Origin of the sequence: Kribbella steppae (genome assembly GCF_004342025.1) — a bacterium.
Lineage (GTDB): Bacteria > Actinomycetota > Actinomycetes > Propionibacteriales > Kribbellaceae > Kribbella > Kribbella steppae.
Map to the genome: position 1 here is coordinate 588,134 of NZ_SLWN01000004.1, position 12,223 is coordinate 600,356.

11 protein-coding genes and 1 rRNA gene are annotated in these 12,223 nt (G+C 68.3%); 9 read left to right on the plus strand and 3 right to left on the minus strand.

Features of this window, described 5'->3' with window-relative positions:
- The first annotated feature begins 117 nt into the window (after positions 1–117).
- From EV652_RS14780 to EV652_RS14795, 4 genes are all read left to right on the plus strand, one after another.
- Entirely contained in the window at positions 118–1,308 is a 1,191-nt protein-coding gene (locus EV652_RS14780) for a hypothetical protein (RefSeq protein WP_132209656.1), read from the plus strand.
- Positions 1,305–1,928, plus strand: a complete 624-nt coding sequence (locus EV652_RS14785; RefSeq protein ID WP_199238182.1) for a hypothetical protein — start codon at positions 1,305–1,307, stop codon at positions 1,926–1,928. Before EV652_RS14780 ends, EV652_RS14785 begins: the two co-directional genes overlap by 4 nt.
- Positions 1,921–2,616 (plus strand): hypothetical protein, encoded by a 696-nt coding sequence (locus EV652_RS14790; RefSeq protein ID WP_242001770.1) that lies wholly within the window; start codon positions 1,921–1,923, stop codon positions 2,614–2,616. The genes EV652_RS14785 and EV652_RS14790 overlap by 8 nt, the downstream gene beginning before the upstream one ends.
- Positions 2,617–2,692: 76 nt before the next feature.
- Positions 2,693–5,818 (plus strand): coiled-coil domain-containing protein, encoded by a 3,126-nt coding sequence (locus tag EV652_RS14795; RefSeq protein WP_132209657.1) that lies wholly within the window; start codon positions 2,693–2,695, stop codon positions 5,816–5,818.
- Positions 5,819–5,825: 7 nt separating this feature from the next.
- Here EV652_RS14795 and EV652_RS14800 read toward each other — a convergent pair whose 3' ends face one another.
- On the minus strand, positions 5,826–6,788 hold the full coding sequence (locus EV652_RS14800; RefSeq protein WP_132209658.1) for an AraC family transcriptional regulator: 963 nt from the start codon (positions 6,786–6,788) through the stop codon (positions 5,826–5,828).
- Positions 6,789–6,919: 131 nt separating this feature from the next.
- Here EV652_RS14800 and EV652_RS14805 point away from each other — a divergent pair, with 131 nt between their 5' ends.
- The 3 genes from EV652_RS14805 to EV652_RS14815 all read left to right on the plus strand — a co-directional run bounded on the left by EV652_RS14805 (position 6,920) and on the right by EV652_RS14815 (position 10,137).
- Positions 6,920–7,858, plus strand: a complete 939-nt coding sequence (locus EV652_RS14805; protein ID WP_242001780.1) for an SDR family NAD(P)-dependent oxidoreductase — start codon at positions 6,920–6,922, stop codon at positions 7,856–7,858.
- A 22-nt stretch (positions 7,859–7,880) separates the two neighbouring features.
- Positions 7,881–8,933 (plus strand): aldo/keto reductase, encoded by a 1,053-nt coding sequence (locus EV652_RS14810; RefSeq protein ID WP_132209660.1) that lies wholly within the window; start codon positions 7,881–7,883, stop codon positions 8,931–8,933.
- A gap of 553 nt (positions 8,934–9,486) precedes the next feature.
- Positions 9,487–10,137 (plus strand): hypothetical protein, encoded by a 651-nt coding sequence (locus EV652_RS14815; protein WP_132209661.1) that lies wholly within the window; start codon positions 9,487–9,489, stop codon positions 10,135–10,137.
- Here the strand turns inward: EV652_RS14815 and EV652_RS14820 are convergent.
- Positions 10,134–10,652: a P-loop nucleotide/nucleoside kinase family protein gene (locus tag EV652_RS14820; protein WP_132209662.1), complete on the minus strand. Its 519-nt coding sequence runs from the start codon at positions 10,650–10,652 to the stop codon at positions 10,134–10,136. The two genes, EV652_RS14815 and EV652_RS14820, sit on opposite strands and share 4 nt — an antisense overlap.
- A gap of 72 nt (positions 10,653–10,724) precedes the next feature.
- Between EV652_RS14820 and EV652_RS14825 the strand changes: the two genes are divergently transcribed.
- A complete protein-coding gene (locus EV652_RS14825) occupies positions 10,725–11,024 on the plus strand; it encodes a helix-hairpin-helix domain-containing protein (RefSeq protein ID WP_132209663.1) in 300 nt (99 codons plus the stop codon).
- Positions 11,025–11,184: 160 nt separating this feature from the next.
- Positions 11,185–11,631: a hypothetical protein gene (locus tag EV652_RS14830; protein ID WP_132209664.1), complete on the plus strand. Its 447-nt coding sequence runs from the start codon at positions 11,185–11,187 to the stop codon at positions 11,629–11,631.
- Between the two features lie 523 nt (positions 11,632–12,154).
- Here EV652_RS14830 and rrf read toward each other — a convergent pair.
- Positions 12,155–12,223: ribosomal RNA gene (gene rrf / locus EV652_RS46380) — 5S ribosomal RNA — on the minus strand; the annotation flags it as partial.

The following is a 12,223-nucleotide window of genomic DNA, read 5'->3' on the forward strand; positions in this document are numbered from 1 at the left end:
TTGCACTTGTCCACAAGTCCAGGGCAGCCGGGTTTTGGTCTGTCGGTGTGGGTGGTTAGAGTCCCTTCTCTGGTTGCCGGTCGCTCGCGGGGGCGGTGCCACACGGGAGGAGGAGCGATGGACGCGACGTTGCTGGACGCTGAGGCCGAGGCGGCCGTACTGCGCGTCTACCGTCAGGTGTTCGCCGTTCTCGCCCGTGAGGCCGGCGCGATGATCGTCGACCCGGACCTGCTCGACGTCGACCAGGCGATCCTGGACGCGTTCGCCGAGGCCGGCAGCGACGGGCTCACGGTCGAGCAGGCGACGCTGGCCTGCCGGGCCTACCCGCATGACGTGATCGTGCGGCGTTTCGACGTACTCCGGCAGTACGGCGCCATCACCAAGCTCGTCGACCGGCCGAACGAACTGCGTCACCGGGCCGCCTTCGCGCCGTACGTGATGTTGATGTTCCTGCGCCGGATGTCGGTCCAGGGCGGTCAGGCCGAGCTGCACCAACTGCTCACGCTTGAAGCGCACAGCGTCAGCGATCCGGGCGCCACCGAGGACGACGGGCTGGCCTCGACCCAGCGGCTGACGAAGGTGTTCCGGCTGCTTGGCAACGAGCTCGCGATCCTGGTCTCGACCAGCACGACCGCCCAACTGCGGGAGAACGCGCAGCTCGCGTGGGGTAACGAGCGGCTGATCGAGCAGGCGGAGAAGGTTCACCGGATCGTGCTGGACCGCTGGCCGACGCTGCATCGCGCGTGTACGTCGCTGCGGATGGCGCTGGCCGCCTATGCGGACGCAGTGCAGCTGGCCGCGGGACGCCTGGTGGAGAGAGCCGGTACGACGCGCGCACTCGGGCTACTGCCGATCGAGACTTGGCTGACGTTCGCTCGGAGCAGCGAGCCCGACGTACTCGCGGGAGTCCTCGACGGACTGTTGTTCGATGCGGCCGCGCCGGACTTCTCGCCGCAGACGATGGTGGAGGCGGTCGAGACAGGACGTCGTACCGGGACCGCCCGGATGGCGCCGCCGCGACCGACCGAGGACGTTGTCGCCCCGGAGTCGGCGGCCGCGACGGACCGCGAGGAGCTGCGGGCCGAGGCCGAGCGGGTGCTGGCCGGGCGTCCGTCGGTGGACATCGTCGAGGTGGTCGACCAGGCCGGCGACTGGATCACGGCTCGGCGGGTGCTGGCTGAGCTGACGGCGGCGCATCTGCATGACGAGCTCGAGTACGAGCTGGTGTGGTCGGACGGGATGCGGATCGACCCGAACGCTGGGACGCCATGGGCGACCGAGGGTGTGTTCAGGCGGGCGACGCCATGAGTACGCCGTCTTCGGAGGCCGTGGAGCGTCGGCTGTACAACGCGTTGTGGTGGGCGAAGGTGCAATCGGCGGGACCGTTGGAGGTTGAGCCCGATACGCCTGCGGTGGCGGGCCTGACGCGTGCTGCTTCGCCGGACGGATCCACAGTCTGGCTCGTGCCGACGTTGCCGTCAGGCGCCGGTCACACGGTGCTGGAGGAGTTGGGCGCTCCCCCGGTCGCTGTCGAGCAGCCAAACGAGACGGCTCGTGTCCTCTCTATCTGTGTCGCGTGCTGCTGGGCGGATCGGAGCGGGCCGGCGTGGCCCGGCTCTGTCGGCACGCTCGCGCAGATCAGGTCCGTGTACGCCGGGATGCGTGGGCGACCCGAGCAGTCGAGCGACCTGACCCTGATCATCGGCAGTCTTCGTCGCCTGCACGCCACCCACTGGCTGCTGTGGAACGAGAAAGCCGGCGAGGTGCGTCTCGGCCCGCGCGTCATTACGTGGACGGCCGCCGACGAAGCCACCCTCCGGGACCTCTGCCGCCACCTTCCCGATCCACCGCCGGCGGTCCTCACCAGCGAGCCGCCTCCTCCGGAGCCGGAATCGGATCCGCTGCCGTCGGAGGTGGCTGATGACTGAGCAGCACGTGCTGTTCGATCCTCTGCTGCAGGATCTGAGCGATCGGGCGCGCGACGAGGTGCTGGCTGCCTTTAGCGCGGTGCAGTACGCAGCGCATCCGGTGGCCGAGGTGCAGTTGGCCGGCTTGCGCGACGTGACGCTGCGTCGACATGTCGCACGGATGCTGAAGCTCATCGGTCGGACCCTGGTGCACGTCGACGGCACGCACTGGACTGCGGGCTATGCAGACGACATCGCGGCGGCCCTGACCGCGCAGGGCTGGCAACCGTTGTCGGTCGTCGACCGCGCGGTGCTCGTACTCGTGCTGGTCCACTCGGTCGCGATCCCCCGCAGCGAAGGGATCCTGACCGGAGACAGCTGGAAGTCGGCCCGCCCAACGACGGTCGACGAGTTGCGAACCACCAAGATCAGCGGCGAGGAACGTCGTCTTGCTCTCCAACGTCTGCGGGCGGCGGGCCTGATCCAACTGTCCGGCGATCATTCGGGCGGCCCGAGCTACATCCCCGGTCCACAGCTCCAGCGACTCACACCTGCTGCGCGACGCCGCCTCCAGGACCAGCTCATCCTGGCCGCCGCTCCTGCCAGCCCGATCGCGGAGGCGATCCGCGCCCGAAACGGCACGACCACGTCGACTGAGCACGCGTCCGAACGTCGTACAGAGCAAGACATCGTGGAAGGAAGCGCATGAGCGAGCGGAGCGAGGTCGTCGACCAGCACAGCGCAGATTGTGCCTCATCCGCGCCCGGAGCGAAGCGAGGACGTGGATGAGTGCTCCGGTGGAGGACGGTCCGTTCGACGTCCTCGGGTCGAAGGTGCTGCTCGGCGTACAGGTCGTCGACCTCTCACGGCTGTCGACACACCCGATCCCGATGGTGGGCCAGGGTCTCGTCACGGTCGCCGGTCAAGGTCCGACCGACTCGAACGGCGCCGGCAAGTCCTCATGGATCGCCGCGCTCAGCCTGCTGCACGCCGACGACCAATGGCGCCTGACCAGCGGCGCGCCCGGTGCGACCGAGCTGCTGTTCACCGCGGAGGCCGCCGGCCAGGAGGGCAACTGGTCGAACGTCGACCGCGGCTACATCATCGGTGTCTTCTCCGACCCCGAGCTCACCGACCTCGCCGAGATCGAGGCGGCCGCGATCACCGTGTGGATCCGGATCAACCGCAAGGCGTCGTACATCGACCTGCGCTGGAAGAACGGCCTGCACGTCCCGTACGGCGCGACCGAGGCCGAGCGTGCCGCGGGCGCCGACGCACTGTGGGCAGCGCTGCCGCATTCGAACGGCCGCACCGACTTCCACGCGAACAAGCTGTCCACAGTTCTGTACGGCGGTCAGGTGCGGTGCGTCTCGTTCCTGTCGACGTCGGTCCGATCGAGCCCGACCGCCAACCTACTTGCCGAGCCGCTGAACGAGCTCGGCCCGGCCCGGATCTTCAACGCGATCGCCACGCTCACCGGTCTCGACCACGAGCTCGAGCAAGAGCAAGCGCACCGATCCGCAGAGCACACTCAGCGCGAGGCGACCAAGCAGGCGACGGCCGACCTGCAGCGGTGGGAGCAGGAGATGGCGGCGGTCGAGGCCGGCATCCTGCAGCGCGCCGCCGCCCGGGAGGCGCTGGCCGCGGCGAAGGAGTCCTGGCAGGCGCGGTGTGCCCGGCACCTCATCGACGGCGACGCGCGCAACAGCGAGATCCTGCAGGAGCTCGCCGTACTCGATGAACGCGTCGCCAAACAAGAAGCGCGACGTGAAGCGGTCGACACCGAGATCGATGCCTTTGGCAACGAGGAGGTCCTGCTCCGGGACGTCCAGCTGACCCGTCAGGAGCGGGACAAGCTGGACGCGCGGGACCGCGAGCTCGACCTGGCTCAGCGGTCGGTGCGCGAGCAGCTCGAGAGACTCGGGCAGGAGCACCGGCGACTGCTGGACGCGGGGCGTTCGGCGGACGGCCGTGATCTCGCTGCGGCCGCTGACGAGCAGGACGAGGCGCGCGCCGTACTCGAGGAGCACATCGGACGCGACCACGCCGCTCGGTCCGCGGTCGATTTCGCGACCGCCGAGCTGCGGGAGGCCGAGAGCGGTCAGACCGTGTCAGCGCCTCAGCAACAGGTGCTGGAGAACGCGGGCATCGAGTGCGGTGCGCTCACCGACATCACCGAGTTGTCGGCAGCGGAGCGTGCCGAGTGGGAGCCACGGCTGGCGCCGTACCGCGAAGCCGTCGTCATCGACGCCGGTGATGTGGCGGTCGCGTCGACCGCTCTGTCGGACGCCGGGTACGCCGGATTCCTGCTGGTGCTGGCGAATCGGCCCGGCGCTACACGCAAGGGCGCCAAGCGCGGGCCGAAGTCCGCCGACAAGCGATTCAGCCTGGACGGGTTCTTCGCGGCGCTCGTCGAACGCGCGACCAAGGAGAACATCGACGACGTCGCCGGTGTTGTGGCGGTCGGGCAGTTCGACGAACCGCTGACCGGCCGGACCGCTCGCATCGAGGCCGCCCGCCGCCGACTCGACGCCACGGTCGAGGCTCGCTCTGTCGCATCCGCAGCCCTCGAGCAGGCTCGAGCCCGAGTCGAGCAGGCAGAACGTCGTACGGCGGCCGCCCGCGCACTGGCCGATGCGGAGTCGGTGCAGGAGCAGATCCTCGCGCTACGCGAGACGATCGATCGGCACGAGACCGACCGCGATTCGCTCGCGCCGGAGCTCCAAGCCGCCAAGGAGTCGGCCGAGGCCGCGGCCGGCCAGCAACTCGTCCGCGACGAACGGCTGAAGAACCTCGAGGCGACCCGCCGCGACCACGAGCGGCTGCTCGACGACCTCACCGCCCGCCGGCTGAGGCTGATCGAAGAGCAGACTTCGCTCGACCTGGTCGCCCGGAGCACCGCGTGGGGCTCGACGCCGGCGGAGGCCGAGGAGTTCATCCTCGGATTGCCTGACGACGCACAGCGCCGTACGACGGCCGACTGGAACCACCAGGCCTGCACGCAACTCGACGACGTCATCCGCCGCTGCTTCCCGAACGCACGCTCGCGCGAGGAGATCCCGACCGAGCTCTGGGAGATCCTGAACGGTCCCGACGGCTGGACGAACGGCACCCTCGGCGCCCGCGTCGGCCTGGTGCCGACCCTACATCGGACGCTGAGCAGCCACCTTGCGCAGCACGAGACGTTCGACAGCCTGCAGCAACAGCAGATCGCCAGCCAGCGCGCCGAACGCAACGCAGCGCTCGAACGCGCCCGTGAGGGACTGGACGAGGCCGAAAGCACCGCCCGCGCCCACCGCGCATCCCTTGCCGACGGCATCAAAGCGCGGCTCCGCCTGGTGTCGCAGGAATTCGACCGGCTCGATCAGCAGTACGGCGGCTACGGCGCGAAACTCGAGTTCCCCGAACCCGACCCGCCGGCCGAGCCCGACAAGCCGTGGCGCTGGACGGTCACGCCCAAGTGGCGGCGTTCGGAGGGCGGCCCGTTCTCCGCGTTCAACGTGAAGGGCAACACCGCCCAGATGGACGAGAAGGCGGTCAAGCTGGTCTGCGCCGCCGCACTCGCCGGTGGTTCGGACCGACCGCTGCTGCTGATCCTCGACGAACTGGGCCGGAACCTCGGTTCGCAGCACCGCCGCGAGGCCGTCGCCCTGTTCGAACAGATCGGCCGCGACCGCAACATCACCGTCATCGGCGCCCTCCAGGACGACATGGAGCGGTACGCCCTGTCCTCGTCCCGCCTCTACGTCAAACTCCGCCGTAGCTCCGACACCATGGCCTACAACCAGGCGCCGGTGGTCAAGGGCAACGAGGAGTACGGCGACCGCGTAGAACTCCTGCGCACCTGGCTGGAGTCCTACCGAGGCCCAACCCCCACGCTGGAGCTTGCTTCCCCCACCCTCACCCCGTAGCCGGAACCTACAGTCCGCTTGCCGCCTCGACGGGTGCGTTCATGTCGACCGACATTTCGTCACGCACCCGGTGGCGGTAGCGCAGCGGGGACTCCCCCACCTCTCGTTTGAACGCGGTGCTGAACGCACTCTCCGAGCCATAGCCGAGGTCGGACGCCAGCGACCCGACGCGGACATCGCCGTCCCGAAGCGCGCGCTGTGCCAGGAGCATCCGCCAACGGTTGAGATAGGTCAGCGGCGGTACGCCGGCCACGGTCCGGAAGCGTTCGGCGAACGACGTCCTCGACATCGCCGCGGAGCGCGCGAGGTCCTCCAGGCCCCACGACTTTCCGGGCTCGGCATGCATGAGGTTGAGCGCCGGCCGTAGCCGTTCGTCGGTCAGGACGCGTAGCCAACCCGGCGGCAACTCGGCCTGGTCGATGTAGGCACGCAGTACCTCGAGCAGCAGGAGCTGACTGTGCTGCCGGATCGCGAACGCGGAGCCCAGTCTGTTCGAGGTCACCTCGTCGAACAGTCGGTAGAGACTGCCGCGAAGGTTGTTCGCCGCAGCCGAAGCCCGGACATGTCCCACCGGAGGAAGCGCCTGCAGCAGCAGTGCCTGGCCGGCCGGATTGAGGTCGATACGGCCGCCCATGACGACATCGTCGACATCGCTGTCGGCGCCGACGAGGTGAGGGGACGGAAAGCCGGGCACCGGCACGATCTCGCGGCGCGGTCCGTCGCCGGTGCCGCCTTCGAGCTCCAGCCACGACCGGTTGTTCAGGATGGCGACGTCGCCTGGTCCGAGCTCGATCGGGCTCTCAATACCGTCGGTGGCCAGCCGGGCCCTGCCGGACACTAGCGCGATGAACTTCAGCGGCTCGCTAAGGACGGTGCGTGCCACCCACGGGCCGCGCACTGCGAAGCCGCCCGACATCATGCCGCGGACCTCGACGAGGTCGAACACCTCGGACAACTGATCAGTGACCACATCTGTACTCTCGCGCAAGAAATACGAACTAACAACTATTCAGAGTACGACCCGGCCGCCACAGACTGGCAGCATGACACAGCGACAACCCCATCGGCAGCGGATTCACCGCCGCGTCGACGGCCGACGACATCCTCCGTGGCGTCGACCTCTCCGGCACGAACGTCGTCGTCACCGGCGGCCACAGCGGGATCGGTCTGGAGACCACCCGTGCGCTCTCCAGAGCCGGCGCAGCTGTCACGGTCGGTGCGCGCAATCCCGACCGCGCCGCGGTCGCGTTGGCCGGGATCGAGCGCGTCGAGGTCGGTCAGTTGGACCTCGCCGACCCGACGTCGATCGACGCATTCGCCACCCGCCACCTCGAGTCCGGCCGTCCGCTCCACATCCTCATCAACAACGCAGGCATCGGAGCCGGCCCACTCGTTCGCGATTCACGCGGCTATGAATCGCAGTTCGCTACCAATCATCTCGGCCACTTCCAGCTGGCTCAGGGCTTGCTTCACGCGTTGCGGGCAGCCCGCGGCGCTCGAGTCGTCAATGTGACGTCCGGCGGCCACCGGCTCTCCGACATCCGCTGGGACGACCCGCACTTCACCACCGGCTACGACCCGATGCTCGCCTACGGCCAGTCCAAGACCGCCAACGTGCTGTTCGCCGTCGAGTTGGACCGTCTGTGGGCCGACGAGGGAATCCGCGGCTACGCCGTGCATCCCGGGATTGTCGTGAGTACGAGCCTGAGTCGCTCGGTGCCCGAGGACGACATGCGAGCCATGAACCTCGCCATGGAGCTGATCGACGAATCCGGTCGCCCGATCATCGACCCCGACCGGGAGAAGAAGACACCGCGACAGGGCGCGAGCACCAGCGTGTTCGCGGCGACCAGCCCTCTGCTCGCCGAGATAGGCGGCGTCTATCTGAAGGACAGCGACATCTCGCCGCTGGACAACGACCCGAAGCCCATCACGTTCGGCACCACGCCGATCGTCGTGTCCACCGTCGTACCGCACGCCATCGATCCCTTGTCGGCGACGCGGCTCTGGGATCTCAGCGAGCAACTGCTCAAGGCATAACTACACCCTCAGGAGAAGACATATGCATTACCGCACCCTCGGCCGGACCGGTATCCAGGTCAGCCCCTACGCGCTCGGCGCCATGATGTTCGGTGCCGTCGGCAACCCCGACCACGACGACTCGATCCGCATCATCCACAAAGCGCTGGATGCCGGCATCAACTTCGTCGACACCGCCGACATGTACTCCAACGGCGAGTCGGAAGAGATCGTGGGCAAGGCGCTCAAGGGGCGCCGCGACGACGTCGTGCTCGCCACCAAGGCCCGGTTCCCGGTGAACTTCGACCCCAGCGGCGCCACCCCGGCCGTTCCCAACCGGTCGGGCGCCTCACGCCGCTGGCTGATCCGCGCCCTGGACGACTCTCTGCGCCGGCTGGGTACCGACTACATCGACCTGTTCCAGATTCACCAGCCTGACCCCGACACCGATATCGAGGAGACCCTCTCGGCACTCACCGACCTGGTGCGTGCCGGCAAGGTCCGGGCCATCGGCTCCTCCTCGCTGCCTGCCTCGGACATCGTCCAGTCCCACTGGGTCGCCGAGCGGCGCGGCCTGACCCGGCTGCGCTCCGAGCAGCCGCCGTACTCGATCCTCAACCGCGGCATCGAGCGCGAGGTCCTCCCTGTGGTGCAGGAGTACGGCATGGGCGCTCTGGTCTGGAGCCCACTCGCCGGCGGGCTGCTCACCGGCCGCTACCGCAAGGACCAGCAGAACACCACACACCGGTCCCAGTTCGGCTTCCAGCACCTGAACGACGAGCGCCGCCTGGACGCCGTCGAGCAGCTCATCGGCGTGGCCGAGGACGCCAAGCTCCCACTGACCCACCTGGCCATGGCGTTCGTGATCGCCCACCCCGGCGTCACGTCCGCGATCATCGGGCCGCGCACCATGGAGCAACTCGACGACCTCCTAGCCGGCCTCGACGTCACGCTCACCGACGAGATCCTCGATCAGATCGACGAGATCGTCCCGCCTGGCACCGACATCGGCAGACTCGACATGGCGTACAACCCACCCGCCCTCCTCCACCCCCACCTACGCCGCCGCCCAACCACCGACCGCCCCGCCGCCTAACCACAGCCCGCCCGCCGCTCGGCCGAGCCCATCGCTCGGCCGGGCACGCCGCTGGGCCGGGCACGCCGCTCGGCCGGGCAGGTGCTCGGGTCAGGCAGGTGCTCGGGTCAGGCAGGTGCTCGGGTCAGGCAGGTGCTCGGCCGGGCAGGTGCTCGGTAAGGAGTGGGCCGCTCGGCTGGGCGGGTAAAAGCCCCACCATCGGCACCCCGCGCGACCACCTCGCCGCCGAGCTCAGCCAGCGGCCAACTCGCCTCCGACTGTTTGCCGGTGCCCCCTGGCCCCCACCACCTGCGACCTCATCGCACGGCGACCCGAAACCCCGCAGCTGCGGTAGCGCTTCCACACGACGGCCACCCGACTTCAGCCGCGTATTTACCAAAATCGGACCCCGGTGCTGACCTCGGACCCACCGGTGCTTCAAACTGGACCGATGGAACATCCGGAGAACCGCTCAGGCTGCTCACGCCGCGTAGGCGGAACTCTGGCCAACCGTCCGATCATCGGCGTACCGTCTGCTGCGCAGGTCTGGCCGGCTCGTGATCGGAGGGCGTGAATGGGATCCTGGCTCCTCCGCGCCCAGTGGACGCACCGTGACGAGACCGTCGAGCACCGCGCGCTCCGCGTCGGCCGTACCCTGACCGCCGTCGCCGTAGCCTTCCCCGACGTACACGCCTGGACTCAGGACGAGCGCTGGGGCTACCACGTCCTCGAGGCCGACGGCTCGACTCCGCTCCAGGAGATGGTCGAAGCCACCACCAAGGTCCTCGCGAACGGCTCGAGCACCACGCGCCTGCACCTGCAGAGCACCGGCGACCTCCCCTGGCTCTTCGACCTGTCGATGGGTGGAACCCTCACTACCGTCTCCGACCAGCTCACGCTGCACTGGAGCGACGAGGACGCCCTCGCTCAGTCCGAACGCTTCGCCCAGGTGCTCCGCGCCGTGGTGACGATCTGGGAACCAGAGTGGGCCAGCATCGCCGACACCGAGCTCGCTGCCGCGGCCGGCGTGTTCCGGCGCGGGATCCCGATGATGGGCTGGCTGACGTACGTCCGCGGTCTGGTAGCCGGTGCCCACGGCATCGACATCGGTCTGACCCCGTTCGAACGCGGCACTCTGCTCCAAGCCCCGGTCGCCCCGGCCGACCTCACCCCGGTCCACATCTGCGCCGCGGCCGCACTCGTCGGCATCGCTCCCGAGGCCTAGTCCCTCAGCAAGTCACCCGCATCATCCTGTACGTCGGTCATCACGACCTGGTGATCCCATCGCGCCAACTCGGCCGCATCCGGAGCATGGTACTTGGAGTTGAACTCTTCCAACTCCTCCCGGCTGATGCGGAACGTCCCCTCCGGCAACGCCGCATTACGAGCCGCCAGCCGCTCCCACAACACCTCCAGCGGCGGATTCAGTACGACGATCTCCGCCCGCGCACCGAGTTCGTGCGCGCGGTTCCGGAACATGTCCCGCTCGGTCTCGGACCAGCACCCGTAATCCAGGATCACGTTCACACCAAGGGTCAACGCCCGCGCTGCGACACCCCAGAACAGCTGCGACTCGAGTACCCACCGCCTCCCGCCGTCCTCACTCACCCCGAACAGCGGATCCATCCACTCGTCCGGCGTGAACCGAATCCCCGGCCGTTCCTCCTCCAACCGTCGAGCCAGAGTCGTCTTCCCCGCTCCCGGCAACCCAACGATCAACACCATCACCGCACGCTGCATACCCGAACCCTACGGACCCCGACGTCTGAAACCTTCAAGACAGGTCCGACCGAACCCGGCGACGATCAACACATGGCACGCCCACAGACAACCTCGAATCTCACCGACCTCATGAACGTCGGCACCTCGGTCGCCGCATACTTCGAACGCGCCGGCATCACCCGCGTCGACCAACTGGCCGGCCAGGATCCCATCGAGATCTACGACACCAGGTGCCGGATCGACGCCCGCCGCCACGACCCCTGCCTCCTCGACACCATCATGTCCGCCGTCGACCAAGCCAACGGCAATCCCGCCCGCCCCTGGTGGACCTACACCCCAGACCGCAAACGCCTCCTCCAGCACAACCACACACCAGTCGCCAATTCATAGCCTCCCGGCACCGCACGAGGCAAAACGCCTTGCCGCCCCCGGTGCGGCACCGGGACGCTGTGCTGTTCCGGCCTTCGGAGACGGGGGCAGAGGCTACTGTTCTGATCCTGCATGACGAGCGAGTGCATCCATTCGCATTGAGCGCGATCAGAGGACCAGCATGACTACCCCGCCCGAGTCGCCTGCGTACGCAACTATTCGCGAGGGGATTGCCCTACGCGAACAGGGCCGCTCGCCTGAAGCGAAGGCCCTCATGGCGCCCCTGGTGGCTGATGTTGAAAGTGGGGACGATGCGTTCGCCAAGGTCTTCCTTGCTCACTCGCTGGCTGATGTACACGAGAACCCCGAAGACGAACTTGCGTGGGACCTCCGAGCGCTCGCTTTCATGGATCAACTGACCGACCAACGAGCCATCGAGAGAGGTAATCCTGGAGGCAAGAAGGCCCTCTTGCCGTCCCTACATCTGAACTTGGCCGTGGACTACCGACGCCTCGGTGATGATGCCAACGCTCGTCGGCACTTTGGACTGGGGCAGGCGCACCTAGACGCGCTGTCAGACGATGAATACGGGGACAGCATTCGGAACGCGTTCGCTGAGGGCATCTGAAGAGTCATCGCTCTTGCCCAACTACGGGGCGCCGCGTGCGCACCTGCAACGCAGTGTCGGCAGGCGCCGCCAGCCCTCACTCAGCCAGGCAGGCCAGCTGCAGACCTGGAAGCGGTGCGACAGGCGCAGTACGGCGCCACCGCCAGCCACTGGCCAGCGCCGGTGCCGGTGGAGGTGCAGGTAGCGCTGGTGGTGCAGGCAGGCGTGCGCTGGCGCAGGTCGCGCTGGTTCAGACCGGCACAAGCCGACCACACCCAGCTGTGCAGACATGCTCCGGCTGCGGTCCAAGGGACGCCCGGCAGGAACCCAGCTGTTCCCCTGCAGGTATCCGCCGGCGCGAGCTGGTGCGCGGGCTCGTGCGCGGGGCTCGAGCGCACGCGGAGTGTGCCCCGGGGTGGGGGCGGCGTGGGCCGGCAAGAACCCGCCGCAGGGAAGTCCCGTGGGGCGGGGTCCCCGTGGGGGAGGTTTGGTGGGGGAAATGTTAAAGCCCACCCCCTGGGGGGTGGGCTTTAACAGTGTGAATGTCCGGCGGCGTCCTACTCTCCCACGACCTCCCGGTCGCAGTACCATCGGCGCTGGCGGGCTTAACTTC